Origin of the sequence: Alkalicoccobacillus porphyridii (assembly GCF_007293315.1) — a bacterium.
GTDB classification, from domain to species: Bacteria; Bacillota; Bacilli; order Bacillales; family Bacillaceae_D; genus Alkalicoccobacillus; species Alkalicoccobacillus porphyridii.
The window spans coordinates 245647-260255 of record NZ_VLXZ01000005.1 but is presented as its reverse complement, the minus strand read 5'-3'; the positions used below and the strand labels follow the sequence as shown (position 1 = coordinate 260255).

At 41.5% G+C, this 14609-nt stretch carries 15 protein-coding genes and 1 other annotated feature; all 15 genes read left to right on the top strand.

Translation table 11 applies throughout. The features are described 5' to 3' along the window. The first annotated feature begins 272 nt into the window (after positions 1-272). The 15 genes from FN960_RS10505 (at position 273) to glyS (ending at position 14598) form a co-directional block, all read left to right on the top strand. The gene (locus FN960_RS10505) at positions 273-1574 is read left to right on the top strand and encodes an NfeD family protein (RefSeq protein ID WP_438799872.1); all 1302 of its coding nucleotides are present in this window, start codon (positions 273-275) and stop codon (positions 1572-1574) included. 3 nt (positions 1575-1577) lie between these two features. Further along, the gene (gene floA, locus FN960_RS10500) at positions 1578-2579 is read left to right on the top strand and encodes a flotillin-like protein FloA (protein ID WP_143848658.1); all 1002 of its coding nucleotides are present in this window, start codon (positions 1578-1580) and stop codon (positions 2577-2579) included. Positions 2580-2611: 32 nt separating this feature from the next. Next, positions 2612-3142, top strand: a complete 531-nt coding sequence (locus tag FN960_RS10495) for a YqfB family membrane protein (RefSeq protein WP_143848657.1) — start codon at positions 2612-2614, stop codon at positions 3140-3142. A 116-nt stretch (positions 3143-3258) separates the two neighbouring features. Continuing rightward, positions 3259-3540, top strand: a complete 282-nt coding sequence (gene yqfC / locus FN960_RS10490) for a sporulation protein YqfC (RefSeq protein ID WP_143848656.1) — start codon at positions 3259-3261, stop codon at positions 3538-3540. A gap of 46 nt (positions 3541-3586) precedes the next feature. Continuing rightward, entirely contained in the window at positions 3587-4777 is a 1191-nt protein-coding gene (yqfD, locus tag FN960_RS10485) for a sporulation protein YqfD (RefSeq protein WP_143848655.1), read from the top strand. Between the two features lie 6 nt (positions 4778-4783). Continuing rightward, on the top strand, positions 4784-5746 hold the full coding sequence (locus FN960_RS10480) for a PhoH family protein (protein ID WP_143848654.1): 963 nt from the start codon (positions 4784-4786) through the stop codon (positions 5744-5746). Positions 5747-5906: 160 nt separating this feature from the next. Further along, the gene (locus tag FN960_RS10475) at positions 5907-8057 is read left to right on the top strand and encodes an HD family phosphohydrolase (RefSeq protein ID WP_306461611.1); all 2151 of its coding nucleotides are present in this window, start codon (positions 5907-5909) and stop codon (positions 8055-8057) included. Beyond that, positions 8029-8496 (top strand): rRNA maturation RNase YbeY, encoded by a 468-nt coding sequence (ybeY, locus tag FN960_RS10470; RefSeq protein ID WP_143848653.1) that lies wholly within the window; start codon positions 8029-8031, stop codon positions 8494-8496. Before FN960_RS10475 ends, ybeY begins: the two co-directional genes overlap by 29 nt. After that, entirely contained in the window at positions 8480-8872 is a 393-nt protein-coding gene (locus FN960_RS10465; RefSeq protein ID WP_143848652.1) for a diacylglycerol kinase family protein, read from the top strand. The genes ybeY and FN960_RS10465 overlap by 17 nt, the downstream gene beginning before the upstream one ends. Positions 8873-8887: 15 nt before the next feature. Continuing rightward, positions 8888-9286 carry a cytidine deaminase gene (locus FN960_RS10460; RefSeq protein ID WP_143848651.1) on the top strand — a complete coding sequence of 133 codons (399 nt, stop codon included), beginning with the start codon at positions 8888-8890 and terminating at the stop codon, positions 9284-9286. Then, positions 9279-10196, top strand: coding sequence for a GTPase Era (gene era, locus FN960_RS10455; RefSeq protein ID WP_143848650.1), 918 nt, complete (start codon positions 9279-9281; stop codon positions 10194-10196). Before FN960_RS10460 ends, era begins: the two co-directional genes overlap by 8 nt. A 223-nt stretch (positions 10197-10419) precedes the next feature. Continuing rightward, positions 10420-10572, top strand: a complete 153-nt coding sequence (locus tag FN960_RS10450; protein ID WP_143848649.1) for a YqzL family protein — start codon at positions 10420-10422, stop codon at positions 10570-10572. Between the two features lie 21 nt (positions 10573-10593). Then, on the top strand, positions 10594-11358 hold the full coding sequence (gene recO / locus FN960_RS10445; RefSeq protein WP_143848648.1) for a DNA repair protein RecO: 765 nt from the start codon (positions 10594-10596) through the stop codon (positions 11356-11358). Between the two features lie 29 nt (positions 11359-11387). After that, positions 11388-11564: a binding site (T-box leader), on the top strand. A gap of 69 nt (positions 11565-11633) precedes the next feature. Then, positions 11634-12524, top strand: coding sequence for a glycine--tRNA ligase subunit alpha (glyQ, locus tag FN960_RS10440; RefSeq protein ID WP_143848647.1), 891 nt, complete (start codon positions 11634-11636; stop codon positions 12522-12524). Further along, complete coding sequence (glyS, locus tag FN960_RS10435) at positions 12517-14598, top strand: glycine--tRNA ligase subunit beta (RefSeq protein ID WP_143848646.1); 2082 nt, start codon at positions 12517-12519, stop codon at positions 14596-14598. Before glyQ ends, glyS begins: the two co-directional genes overlap by 8 nt. Positions 14599-14609 lie beyond the last annotated feature (11 nt).

Genomic DNA, 14609 nt, shown 5'->3' with positions numbered 1-14609 from the left:
GCCAGTCTCCTATAGGGGACTGGCTTTTTAACGTCAATAAGATGACACATGCCAATAGTGGAAACGGTTGCTCTTTTCGTGCTAGACTAAGAGGGGAGAAGGGTTCAGTGTATCTTTTGGCTTTTTAGTAGATGATTATCATTAAAAAGTGAAACTAATCTGACGCTTATACGTACATACTATTAAGATGATACGGAAGGGGGGAGAAGGTCATTCGCAGTAGTAAGGTTATTTTACACCTGTCACTTGCTGCTATTTTTCTAGGGTTTTTATTGATTCCTATCCAATTATTTATGGCTGCTGATGAGGACGATCAGCCAGTAGTCTATGTCGTCCCTGTTGAACAAACAGTTGAGCGAGGCTTAGAGAAATTTCTTGAGCGTTCCCTATCTGAAGCGGAGCAAGCCGGAGCCGATCATATTATTTTAGATATTGATACACCAGGTGGTGCGGTAGACGCTGCAGGTAACATTGCGCAAATTATTAATCAAACAGATGTTGAGATTACTGCTTATGTTAACCCAGATGCTATTTCAGCCGGTGCATACATTGCACTTAATGCTGATCGAATTATTATGCACCCTCAGGGGAGCATGGGTGCAGCTGGCGTCATTGATGGGGCAGGGAATGCAGCAGAAGATAAAGCCCAATCTTATTGGTTAAATCAAATGAAAAACGCAGCCGAGAAAAATGGACGTGAACCGGAATACGCGCTTGCTATGGCAAGTACAAACCATGACCTTCCAGAATATAACTCACCAGAGGGTACGTATCTTACTCTAGGTGCAGCTGATGCGGAAGAAGTTAACTATTCAGAAGGTACTGCTTCGTCTATTGAAGAGCTATTAGCTCTAGACGGTATAGAGCTTGAAGGAGCAACCATTGAATATTCAGAGGTAAGCTTTGCTGAGCAAATTTCCAGATTTGTTACACACCCAATTGTTATTCCGATCTTATTATCCGTGGGTAGTTTAGGTCTCATTCTTGAGCTCTATACGCCGGGATTTGGTATACCAGGAATGTTAGGGTTAACTGCTCTAGGACTATTTTTCTTTGGTCACTTATTTGCAGGATTTGCTGGCTGGGAGGCCATCATTCTATTTGCAGTTGGGGTCATATTAATTGTCATAGAGATATTTGTACCTGGCTTCGGGGTCTTTGGGGTGCTAGGAATAGCTGCTATTCTCGGTGGAATGTTTCTTGCATCCTTCTCGACTACTATTATGTTACTCTCCGTTGCCGTGGCCCTTGTTGTATCAATTATTGCCGCTGTCATTCTGTTTAAGTACTTTGGAAATCGTGGTCCTTGGAAGAAAATTGTCTTGAACGAGGCAACTACATCAGAAAAAGGATATATTTCTAATGAGACTAGGCAGGAGCTAACGACCTTGCAGGGTAGGGCCTTAACAGAATTACGGCCAGTGGGAGCTGCCCAATTTGGAGAGGAACGCCTTGACGTTGTTAGCGAGGGTGGATATATTGGACAAGGTAGCTTATTAAAAGTTGTCTACACTTCAGGTTCAAGAATCGTTGTTCGAGAAGTGAAGCCAGAAACCAATCACAAGGAGGAATAAAGGATGCAAATTGAAGATGGAACGATTTTTATTCTTATTGCTATAGCAGTTGTAATTATACTTCTTGCTGTACTCTTTACCTTTGTTCCTGTAGCACTGTGGATTTCAGCAGTAGCAGCAGGAGTAAAAATCAGCATCTTTGAATTAATTGGTATGAGACTTCGTCGGGTAGTACCTGCTCGAGTTGTTAATCCGTTAATCAAAGCTGTTAAAGCAGGGCTAGACTTAGATACCTCAAGACTTGAGGGTCACTATCTTGCTGGGGGTAACGTAGACCGGGTTGTTAACGCGTTGATCGCTGCACAACGCGCGAATATTGAACTTCCATTTGAGCGTGCAGCTGCAATTGATCTAGCTGGACGAGATGTGCTTGAAGCTGTACAAATGAGTGTAAATCCAAAAGTTATTGAAACGCCATTTATTGCTGGTGTGGCGATGGACGGGATTGAAATCAAAGCTAAATCGCGAATCACTGTTCGTGCAAACATCGATCGCCTAGTTGGGGGTGCTGGTGAAGATACAGTAATCGCCCGAGTTGGTGAAGGGATTGTCTCAACAATTGGTTCTCAGCAGGAGCACAAGAAAGTACTTGAGCATCCAGACATGATCTCACAAACAGTCCTTTCAAAAGGCTTAGACTCAGGGACAGCGTTTGAAATTCTATCCATTGATATAGCTGATATCGATATTGGCAAAAACATTGGTGCTGAATTACAGACGGACCAAGCTGAAGCAGATAAAAACATTGCACAAGCAAAAGCCGAAGAACGTCGTGCAATGGCAGTAGCACAAGAGCAAGAAATGAGAGCCCGCGTAGAAGAAATGCGTGCAAAAGTTGTGGAAGCAGAAGCAGAGATTCCACTTGCCTTATCCGAAGCTCTCCGTTCGGGTCACATGGGAGTAATGGATTATATGAATTATCAAAATGTCATGGCTGACACTGATATGAGAGATTCTATCAGCAAGTCAACCGAGAACAATGATTCATCAAACGAGAATAATTAACGTGTCTTTCCTTACAAAGGGAGGGAATGCCATTGTCACTATTTGAAATGATCTTTAATAATCCGTTGCTGATGATTGCCATTATTTTTGGTCTGGTTAGCCTTTTTGGGCGAATGTCCAAAGGGTCCCAGTCCCAAGATACTAATCGCGATCAGCAACGACAGCAACGACGTCCAACTACTGAGGGACAGGAAGAAGGTCAGGTTGACTGGAGAGAAATCTTTAGGCAGGAAGAACAGACACCTGAACCTGAACCGAAGCGCGAGCCGGTAGAATCGACTTCATATAGCCCAACTCCATCTCAAGCAACTCATGAGCGTGATGAGTTATATGATCGTTTAGATGAAATGAAGAGAAAGAAGCGAGAGGCTCAAGAAAAAGTAGCCGCTCAATTGATCTCACCAACACAAAAGAAAACTCAAACTATTGAAGCCGATGACCAGTACGATCTTACAAATGTAACTGGTAAGGAAGCAATGAGAGCTGTTGTATGGGCTGAAATTCTAGGCAATCCTAGATCTCGAAACCCTCACAAGGCATTTGCTTCTAATAGGCGAAGATAAAAAAGCAGGCAAAAGGTTCACTCCTTTTGCCTGCTTTTTTTGTTTGTAATTGAAACATGATGAGGTGATATCTACGTCCCCAATTACATAAGCATACAGGGAGGGGGAGATGCTGCATGGGAAAACTGACGGGACCTGTACGTAAGTGGATGATGCAACATATGCAGCTTCCCGCAGACGTCATGATGGACTTACCCAGAATTACGATGATTGGTCAACTTCACATTTATATCGAAAATCATAAAGGTGTTCTTAAATTCTCGCAAAATGAATTAAGGCTTCTATTAAAGCAAGGCCAAGTCTTAATCAAAGGGGAGCATTTTGTGATCAAAACGATTTTCCCTGAGGAATTGCTGCTTGAAGGCAGAATTGATCAAGTCATTTATATAAATGAATAACAAAATAGTTACGTTTATTTGATGCGTGGATACAGGAGGATAACCAATGAAAAACCAATGGATGACACATCTAAAAGGGTATGTTGAAGTAGAGATTTTAGGAAACTACCCGGAAAGGCTGATTAATGCTTGCCTGCAAAAGGGACTAGCTATATGGTCAATCCGTAGAGTGCGGGAGGATCAATTGCGGTTTTGTATGTCTCTTGAGCATGTACATGAATTTAAACCATTACTTAGGCAGTTTGAGTGTCGAGTCCGATTTACTGAGAAAAACGGGCTCCCCTTTGTCATGGCAGCAATGAAAAAACGAATAGGATTCACCATTGGATTTGTCTGTTTTTTACTTGTTATGTTGGTATGCTCACAGATGGTATGGGGCATACAGGTAAAAGGGGGTTCACCTAAAATAGCGAACGAAGTAGAACTAGCTGCTCATGAAATGGGTATAAAAAGGGGCATATTTCGACTTCAATTACCCTCTGTAGCTCAAATACAACAAGACATTCAGCAAAGAGTAGAAGGTGCTACATGGATTGGGGTTAGGCAGAAGGGCACAACATTTGAGTTTGAGATAGTGGAGCATCAATTGCCTGAAGAGGCAGAGCGCATAAGCCCACGGCATCTTGTTGCTAAGAAAAAAGCAGTCATTCACTCATTATTTGTTGAACATGGGCATGCTGAGGTGGCGGTTAATGATTTTGTTCGTCCGGGTGAGCTATTAGTATCTGGCTTTATAGGAGCGAATGAAAAAAATCAACAGACAGTCTCTGCAAAAGGACAAGTTTTAGGAGAAATATGGTACACTTCTAATGTAACGGTCCCTTTAGAAGCCACGTTCACTACTCTCACAGGATTACATTCTACGAGATATTATTTGTCGGTCCAAGATTTTGATATGCCTATATGGGGCTTTGGAAAGCCCGCGTATCAATCAGCAAGAGAGTTTGAAGAGGTTAAAACATTTGATGTGTTTGGCTGGCGTTTACCGGTTATTCTAAAGAAAAAAGAAATACATGAAACGAAGTCCTATGATCGCTCGTATACCGAGATAGAAGCAAAAGAGATTGGTATTAAGCAAGCGGAGTTAGAGCTTACAGAAAGACTACCAGAGAGTGCTCAGATCCTTAACGGAAAACTTTTGCACGAATCGGTAGACAATGGTAAAGTGAATTTAAAGATACATTATCAGGTCATTGAAGATATAGCGGAAGAAAAACCGATCATCCAAGGAGATTGAGGCGATTTGTCAGAAACGAAAGTGCTCTTTATAGAGCCTAAAAACACAAATGAAACACAATTATTATTTGGCCCAAATGATAGCCACATAAAACGGGCGGAAGAAGCTCTTGATGTTCAGATTGTGACTAGAGGTGAAGAGTTATCTGTAACAGGGGATGCGAAGAGCATTCAGCACACAGATGAGGTGTTTAAATCCTTGTTGCATCTAGTCAGGAAAGGGCTCACTGTCACCGAACGTGATGTTGTTTATGCAGCTGGCTTGGCTAAAAAAGGTCAGCTAGAAGAGCTTTATGACCTATACGATGAGAAGATTTCCACTTCAGTAAAAGGGAAAGCCATCCGTGCCAAGACACTTGGTCAACGCCATTACGTGACACAGATTCGAAAAAAGGACATTGTGTTTGGAATTGGACCTGCTGGAACGGGTAAGACCTATTTAGCTGTAGTGATGGCAGTAAATGCTCTTAAAGATGGTGCTGTTCAGCGAATTGTGTTAACTAGACCAGCCGTTGAAGCAGGGGAGAGTTTGGGTTTTTTACCGGGTGATTTAAAGGAGAAGGTGGACCCATACCTACGTCCATTATATGATGCTCTACATGACGTTCTTGGTGTCGAGCAAACAACTCGATTAATGGAACGGGGCACGATTGAAGTGGCTCCTTTAGCTTATATGAGAGGTAGAACATTGGATGATGCATTTGTTATCTTGGATGAGGCGCAAAATACCACGCAAGAGCAAATGAAAATGTTTATAACTAGGCTAGGCTTTGGCTCGAAAATGGTTGTAAATGGGGATTTATCACAGATTGACCTCCCAAAAGGAAAGCAATCTGGTCTTGAAACCGCAGCGAGAATATTGAAGAATGTCAAGGGAATCGGGATGATTTATTTACAACAATCTGATGTTGTTAGACATACATTGGTGCAGCAGATCATTCAAGCATACGATGCCTCCAACCCAAGCTAATTCAGTTGGAGGTAATTACATACTGTTTTAACAGCAAGCAGACCAAACTTTTGGTCTGCTTCTCTTACCCGCTGATTGTAAAAGGTAGAATGCAAAGTGAAAGCTGAGGTGAATACTGTTGGTAAACCGAGCGAAGCCTATCAAGCACTGGTGGAATAAGGTGAAGAACAATCCATACATAAAAGCAATGCTAGTAAGTCTAACTGCCATTTTTCTTTATTTTATCATGCTCGGAAACGTTATTCCTGAACAAATTGATGTTCACCTTTCAGACGTGGCGGATGAAGATATACGATCTCCAATAACGATTGAAAACAGACAAGCCACAGAGGAACTACGTCAGACGGCTGTTCAAGAAGTAGAACCAAACTATGTTCTTAAACAAGAATACGCAGAAAACCAAGTTGGAAGAGTAAACGATATCTTTGAACTGGTTGCCCAGGTCAAAAAAGAAAATGAGCCTGAAGATGATGCGAATGAGGATGAGGAAGAACAAGATGAAGAGGAACGAATTGAAGAGAAGCTTAATCTAGTAAATGATGCGCTTTCTTCAGCAACCAGTCAGCAGCTCTCAGACACCACCATTCGTACGTTACTTGAAACCTCTGATTCTCAGCTTATGTTAGCGAAAGAGGCTACGGCTAATACTGTATTTGAGCTTATGAGTGAGCGCATTGAAGCAAATGACCTTCAAGAAGCAAAAGACGAAGTAAATGATTTAATAAATATCTCAACCGTAAGTAATCGGCTAAGAGATGCTATGATTGAAGTCGCACAGTTTGCCATCATACCTAATTACGTGTTTGACCGTGATTCAACAGAACGTATGCGTCAAGAAGCGGCTGAGAGTATTGAGCCTGTCATGATTCGAGAAGGTCAGCTTCTTGTACAACAAGGTGATGTCATAAATGTAGAAACGTATGAACAGCTACGTCTTGTTGGGTTGTTAGAGGAAACATTAAATGTTTATCCGTATATAGGCTTGGGGTTGTTCATCTTAATTCTGATGGGTATGATGCTATACTTTATTCAGGAGTCGCAAACGACTATTCGTAATAATAATTCGCATTTTCTTTTGTATCTACTTGTTTTTGTGACAGTTGCCTGCCTAATGAAGGTTACAAGCTATACTGAATTACTAGGGATTTCGGGTATAGGGTATGCTGTTCCAGTAGCAACAGGAACCATGTTGTTGACACTTTTACTGAATACAAGAATAGCTCTTTTTACTAGTGTACTATTTGCTATCATAGGTACGGTTTTATACAGTGAGGATGGAGCCTCCTCCTTTAACGTTACATTCGGATTCTACTTATTGGTCAGTTCTTTAGCGGGAGCATTGTTTTTAAATACATCAAATCGAATTACTCGCTTATTACGTGCAGGCTTTCTTGTCTCATGTATTAACATCATTGCTGTTTTAACCTTGCTGTTCATGAAGGGATTACAAAACAACTTGTTTGAGATCGGTTTGCATGTTGGAAGCGCAGCTTTTTCGGGTGTAGCTGCCGCAGTGCTAACGATCGGATTGCTTCCATTTTTCGAGACGGGTTTTTCGATTCTGTCTGTATCAAAGCTAATTGAATTGTCGAACCCAAATCATCCGCTGTTACGCAAAGTACTCACAGAGGCTCCTGGTACGTACCATCATAGTGTTGTAGTAGGTAATCTTGCGGAAGCAGCCTGTGAAAAGCTTGGTGAAAATGGACTGTTGGCAAGGGTTGGTGCATATTATCATGATGTTGGTAAGACAAAAAGACCGCATTTCTTTATTGAAAATCAGCTTAAGCATGATAATCCGCATGACAAGATTTCACCACAATTAAGTACAACGATTATTATTTCTCATCCATATGATGGAGCTGACTTGCTAAGAGAGCATAAGATGCCTAAAGAGATTATTGAAATTGCCGAACAACATCATGGCACGAGTTTATTAAAGTACTTTTATCATAAGGCTAATCAGGAGGTCGAACAGCCCTTACCAGAGTCGCAATTCCGCTATCCTGGACCGAAGCCGCAAAATAAGGTAGCATGTATTGTTGCGATAGCTGACAGTGTTGAAGCAGCTGTGCGATCCATGCAAAAGCCAACGCCTGATAAAATTGAAGCATTAGTGAACAAAATTATTAAGGATAAACTTGAGGATGGCCAATTTGATGAGTCAGAAATCACATTACGTGAACTCAATGAGATAGCATTATCTATGCTAGAGACATTAAAAGGGACATTTCATCAGCGAATAGAGTACCCTGATGAAATAAAAAAAGGTGGGAAAGAACATGGCGATTCTCGTGGAAGTAAGCGATGAAACGAGTACTTTAACAGCCAAACAAATGGAGCAGGTTGAATCCGTTTTAAAGCATGCGGCAGCTCTTGAACAGTTAGAGGGTGAATATGAGGTATCTGTCAGCTTTGTTGATGAGGATGAAATTAGGCAGATCAATCACGGGCACAGAGGGATTGATCGAGGAACAGATGTGCTTTCATTTGCTTTAAACGAAGGAGTAGAGGAAGTAGCTCAGTCTATTGAAGGCATGCCAAACTTATTAGGTGATATCATTATATCAACAGAAAGAATTACACAGCAGGCAAAAGAATATGAGCACTCATTTGAACGAGAGCTTGGATTTTTAATTGTGCATGGATTTCTTCATCTCCTAGGGTATGATCATATGGATTCAGAAGAGGAAAAAGTTATGTTTAAACGCCAGGAGGAGATCCTAACAAGTTATGGGCTTGTCAGATAGAAACCAAAAAGGATTTAAGAGATTGCTCCGTTCCTTTGTTTTTGCAGGGTATGGCTTAAAACATGTTATTAAATATGAGCAAAACATGCAAATTCATCTTGTGTGTGCAGTGATTGCTCCTGCCATGGCTTGGTGGCTACGCATTCCACTAGAACACTGGCTTGTGTTACTGTTAGTGATAGGGGGCATGCTTTCATTAGAGATTATGAACACCGCAGTAGAACGTACGGTGGACCTCTATACGGAGGAGTTTCATCCTCTTGCTAAAAGAGCGAAGGATGTGGCAGCGGCTGCTGTGTTTGTTTATGGTGTATTTGCTGTAATTATTGGTCTGCTTATTTTTGGTCCGCCATTATTTACATTATTTTTTTCATAGAGGAGATTATTATTTATGAACCAAACACAGTTGATGGAGGAAGCACGAGAAGCCCGTAAGCAGGCCTATGTCCCTTACTCCAAGTTTCAAGTTGGGGCAGCGTTGCTTATGAAGGATGGTACGATTTATCGAGGAGCTAATATAGAGAACGCCTCGTTTGGTTTAACAAATTGTGCCGAGAGAACGGCATTGTTCAAAGCATATTCAGAAGGCAATAGGGAGGTTCAGGCTGTGGCAATTATTGCCGATACTACAGAACCTGTTTCCCCGTGCGGAGCTTGTAGACAAGTGATGATGGAGCTTTGTGGCCCTGAAGTACCGGTATACTTAGGAAACGTAAATGGGGAAATAGATATAACAACGGTAGCAGATCTTCTACCGGGAGCCTTTAAAGCGAGGGATATGAATGAGTAAGCAGCATGAAATAGAGCATAAATCCGGATTTGTCAGCTTAATTGGCAGACCTAACGTGGGCAAGTCCACATTATTAAACCGAGTCATTGGACAAAAGGTTGCGATTATGTCGGACAAGCCTCAGACAACAAGAAACAAAATTCAAGGTGTCTTTACAGATTCAGATGCGCAGGTTGTTTTTATTGATACACCGGGCATTCATAAACCGAAGCACAAGCTTGGGGACTTTATGATGAAGGTAGCAAAGGACACGTTAAAAGAAGTAGACATTATCTTATATCTTGTAGAGGCGAATGAAGCGTTTGGACCAGGGGAGCAATACATTATTAATCGTTTAAAAGAAACCTCTACTCCAGCCTTTCTAATCATCAATAAAATTGATCTGGTTCATCCTGAGGAATTGTTAGGTTTAATTGATTCATATCGGAGTAAGCATGACTTTCAAGAGATAATTCCAATTTCTGCATTAAGTGGAAATAATGTACCGGTGTTACTAGAGCAAATTAAAAGCCATCTTGAGGTCGGCCCACAATATTACCCAGCTGATCAAGTAACGGACCATCCCGAGCGTTTTATTGTAGCGGAGCTTATTCGTGAGAAAGTGTTACAGCTCACACGAGAGGAGATTCCCCACTCTATTGCTGTAGCCATCGAGACGATGAAGAAACGAGAGCATAAGGATATGGTCGATATACAAGCAACCATTATTGTTGAGAGATCATCGCAAAAGGGAATTGTCATAGGGAAGCAAGGAGCATTACTTAAAGAAGTAGGGCGTCTTGCACGTGCGGATATAGAAGCACTGCTTGGTTCAAAGGTATACCTGGAGCTTTGGGTAAAGGTAGAAAAAGACTGGCGTAATAAGCCTGCACAGTTGAGGGATTTTGGATTCCGAACGGATGAGTACTAATTAAATTTGTACAGCCTTTTTAACAATGGTTAGGTGTCTAACCATTGTTTTTTTATGTGGAAAGCCGTATCATAAAAAGAAAAGCCCGAGAAAATTTGGAAATTGTACAATATTGGTTTGTCAAGTTGGATGATTTAGTAATATTTCCTTATCATGTTCTGACTCAAAAAGGTGAAGCTAGAAACAAGCGGAACAATTTTTTGACAAAGGGGTGTGTTCTGAAATGCTTGATTTATCCTGGAAGGTATTTAGTCATACGGGAAATGTGGATACGTATTTATTAATAAAAGAGCTTGAGCGCGATTCAGAAGCGGGGAGCGAAGAGGCCCAAGAGGTAAGCGATACAGAGATGTCTATTGATTCATCCTCCAAGTAACAAGCAGCTAGGTGGTAAAAGATGCTCGAACGAGTTGAAGCGATTGTCATAAAAACCGTTGATTACGGAGAAACAAATAAGATCATTACGTTTTATACAAAAGAACGTGGCAAACTTGCGGTGATGGCGCGGGGAGCTAAGAAACCAAGAAGTCAGTTTGCTGCCGTATCACAGCCCTTTATATATGGGTCCTATGTGATTTATAAGGGGAGCGGCTTAGGTACTCTTAACCAAGGAGATCCAATTAAGTCCTTTCGAAAAATTAGAGAGGATCTTACGTATGCCTCATATGCCATGTACATGGCAGAATTAGTGGATAGACTAACAGAAGAGAATAAAAGGTATCTATGGTTATTTGATTGGCTTTACTTATGTTTGCTTCATATGGAGGAGGGCGCTGACCCGGAGGTGCTTTCACGTATTTTTGAAGTGAAAATGCTTGAAGTAGCTGGAATAAGTCCTCAGCTTGACCACTGTATATGCTGTGGTTCAAAGGAAATGCCTGTTGCCTTTTCGATTCGCTTTGCGGGTTTTGTATGCTCTCGATGCCTCCATAAGGATGAATACGCTTATCCGTGTTCTCCACAAACGGTGAGGCTGCTTAAATTATTTCACGACATGAATTTACACCGATTAGGAAATATATCATTAAAAAAAGAAACGAAACAACAGTTAAAACAAATTATTAGAGCATATTATGATGAGTATTCTGGCGTAACCTTAAAATCAAGACGTTTTCTGGATCAGTTAGATCGGATGACGGATGGACTGAATATTGACACGTAGCATATTTTTTTGTATGATTCTTTTATTATATAGGTGCGTTGAAGAAAAGGAGTATCTATCATTAGTTGAACAAAGCGACTCAGGGATGGTGCAAGCCTGAGATTCAACCGATAGAGAAGGGCGTTTCTGAGCACATTCGATGAAGGTGATTCATACTAGGTATGAATAAGTAGGGTGGAACCGCGGGAATAACTCCCGTCCCTATGCTGAATACAGCATAGGGACGGGAGTTTTTTTGTTCTTTATGCATTCACTTGAAATAAGGAGGAATTACGATGAATGTACAGCAAATGATCATGACACTTCAACGTTATTGGGCTGATCACAATTGTATTATTATGCAGGCTTATGATACGGAGAAAGGTGCAGGGACGATGAGCCCATTTACATTACTTAAAACGATTGGGCCCGAGCCATGGAATGTGGCTTATGTTGAGCCGTCTAGAAGACCGGCGGATGGACGATATGGGGAGAATCCAAATCGCCTATATCAGCACCATCAGTTTCAGGTGGTCATGAAGCCATCACCTTTAAACATTCAGGAGTTATATTTGGACAGTTTAAAGACCATTGGAATTAATCCATTGGAACATGACATTCGTTTTGTAGAAGATAACTGGGAAAATCCTACTTTAGGTTGCGCTGGCCTTGGTTGGGAAGTTTGGTTAGATGGTATGGAGATTACACAATTCACCTATTTCCAACAGGTAGGAGGATTAGAAGCAAATCCTGTTTCAGCGGAAATCACGTATGGTCTTGAGCGCCTAGCCTCCTATATTCAAGATAAAGAAAATGTTTTTGACCTTGAATGGGTGGATGGTTTTACATATGGCGACATCTTTAGTCAGGCTGAGTACGAGCATTCCAAATATACTTTTGAAGTTTCTGATACAAAGATGCTATTTACGTTGTTTTCAACCTATGAAAAAGAGGCGGCGCGTGCCCTTAATGAGCAGCTTGTACTACCGGCCTATGACTATATCTTAAAATGCTCCCATTCCTTTAACCTACTAGATGCACGTGGAGCTATCTCAGTAACTGAACGAACTGGATATATTGGCAGAGTTCGAACGCTTGCCAGAAATGCAGCTAGACTTTATTACGAAGAGCGAGAAAGATTAGGCTTTCCACTGTTAAAAGAAAAGGAGGCGACTTCAAATGACTAAACAGGATTTTTTACTTGAAATAGGTTTAGAGGAGCTTCCAGCACGCTTTGTTACAAGTTCTATGGAACAGCTAAAGCAGGCTGTAACTAAATGGTTAACGGAACAGAGACTCTCGTTTGAAGCGGTTGAGGCTTTTTCCACACCACGTCGCTTAGCTGTTATTGTAAAAGACCTTACCGCTGCGCAAGAGGATCTTGAAACAGAATCTAGAGGACCTGCTAAGAAAATTGCTATTGCTGATGATGGCAGTTGGACAAAAGCCGCTGAGGGCTTTGCGCGTGGGCAGGGCATCAGTCCTGATGACCTTGCAGTAAAAGAAGTTAAAGGAACAGAATATGTATTTGCCAAATCATTTCAAAAAGGAAAACCAACCCTGGAGCTTCTTCCTGAAATAAAAGAGGTGGTAACAGCCCTTCATTTTCCTAAAAATATGAGATGGCATGATTACTCATTGCGATTTGCCAGACCCATTCAGTGGTTGGTTGCGCTCTATGGAGAAACAGTTGTGCCTTTTACTATTACAACGATAGAATCAGGGAGATCCAGTCGAGGTCATCGTTTTTTAGGGGAGGAGCTGACAATAGAGGAACCAAGTCGGTATGTTGAGCTTCTGCAAGAGCAGTTTGTTCTCGCTGATCCTTTAGCAAGAAAAGAAACCATTCGCCAACAACTAGAAGAGCTAGCTGAAGCCTCAGGGTGGGTGATACCTGTAAATGAGGATCTATTAGAAGAAGTGAATAACTTAGTGGAGTGGCCAACTGCGTTAAGTGGTGGGTTTGAAGGGGAGTTTTTAACATTACCTCGTGAGGTACTACTTACCACAATGAAAGAACACCAGCGTTACTTCCCGGTAGAAAATTTGGAGGGGGAGCTACTTCCTCATTTTATTACGGTACGGAACGGTGATGCCCGTCATTTGGAAAATGTAGCACGAGGAAACGAAAAAGTGTTACGCGCACGTTTTTCTGACTCAGCCTTTTTCTTTAAGGAAGACCAGAAGTTGAATATTGATGCAGCTGTTAAGCAGCTGGATTCAATCGTTTATCATGAAGAAATTGGTTCTCTAGGTGATAAGGTGAAACGTATTCAGGCGATAGCAGGAAACCTTGCCAAACAACTTGGATTAGATTCAGCAAAAGAGCAAGAAAGAGTTCAACGTGCTGCAGGAATTAGTAAATTTGATTTAGTTTCGCAGATGGTGGGCGAATTCCCAGAATTACAGGGTCTTATGGGCGAAGTATATGCACTACACCTAGGCGAGGATAAGGAAGTTGCAAAAGCAGTGAAAGAGCATTATTACCCTCGATTTGCAGGGGACCACTTACCAAGTTCAATGACAGGATTTCTTGTCAGTATGGCTGACAAGCTTGATACAATTGTTTCGTGTTTTGCCATTGGATTAATTCCAAGTGGTTCACAGGATCCTTATGCCCTAAGAAGACAAGCATTGGGTCTTGTCCAAATGGCTGCTGAGAAAAATGTGGATATGACGTTACATGAATTGTTACAGCTTGCTACCGACACAATTGAGGCACACGGGTTACCAATTAAAGATAAAGAAAAACTTGTAATGGAACTACTTGAATTCTTCGCGCTTAGAGTAAAACATGCGTTGTCAGATAAAGGTATCGAATATGATGTAATTGATGCGATCCTTGAAGGAGAGGATGGGTCTGTACCATGGCTATTCCAGAAGGCAGCGCTAATATCCGATGCCAAGAAAAAAGATTCATTCAAAAAGGTTGTCGAAGCCTTAAGCCGTGTAACCAATATTGCTCGTAAGTCGGAAGTAGACACTGAAATTAACCCAGCTCTTTTTGAAAAAGAGGAAGAGCACACACTTTATGCGCGCTATAATGAGCTTAGCTCGCTTCTAAAAGAGTATAAGCAAAGAAGAGAGCCTGAGCAGGCCTTTCTAGCACTTGAAGAAACGGCACCGGCTGTTCATCATTATTTTGAACATATTATGGTTATGTCTGAGGATGAACATGTGAAAGCAAACCGCCTGCAGCTGATGAAGCAGTTGGCACACGAAATTGAAGCCTTTGCTAAGTTTCAAAAGATAGTCTATTAACAAATAGGTTT

What these genes read in the sequence shown, in the direction of transcription:
- ybeY (WP_143848653.1), top strand. Translation starts at nt 8,029, where the DNA reads ATGGCGATTCTCGTGGAAGTAAGCGATGAAACGAGTACTTTAACAGCC.
- glyS (WP_143848646.1), top strand. Translation starts at nt 12,517, where the DNA reads ATGACTAAACAGGATTTTTTACTTGAAATAGGTTTAGAGGAGCTTCCA.
- yqfC (WP_143848656.1), top strand. Translation starts at nt 3,259, where the DNA reads ATGGGAAAACTGACGGGACCTGTACGTAAGTGGATGATGCAACATATG.
- floA (WP_143848658.1), top strand. Translation starts at nt 1,578, where the DNA reads ATGCAAATTGAAGATGGAACGATTTTTATTCTTATTGCTATAGCAGTT.
- recO (WP_143848648.1), top strand. Translation starts at nt 10,594, where the DNA reads ATGCTCGAACGAGTTGAAGCGATTGTCATAAAAACCGTTGATTACGGA.
- FN960_RS10465 (WP_143848652.1), top strand. Translation starts at nt 8,480, where the DNA reads ATGGGCTTGTCAGATAGAAACCAAAAAGGATTTAAGAGATTGCTCCGT.
- FN960_RS10450 (WP_143848649.1), top strand. Translation starts at nt 10,420, where the DNA reads ATGCTTGATTTATCCTGGAAGGTATTTAGTCATACGGGAAATGTGGAT.
- glyQ (WP_143848647.1), top strand. Translation starts at nt 11,634, where the DNA reads ATGAATGTACAGCAAATGATCATGACACTTCAACGTTATTGGGCTGAT.
- FN960_RS10460 (WP_143848651.1), top strand. Translation starts at nt 8,888, where the DNA reads ATGAACCAAACACAGTTGATGGAGGAAGCACGAGAAGCCCGTAAGCAG.
- yqfD (WP_143848655.1), top strand. Translation starts at nt 3,587, where the DNA reads ATGAAAAACCAATGGATGACACATCTAAAAGGGTATGTTGAAGTAGAG.
- era (WP_143848650.1), top strand. Translation starts at nt 9,279, where the DNA reads ATGAGTAAGCAGCATGAAATAGAGCATAAATCCGGATTTGTCAGCTTA.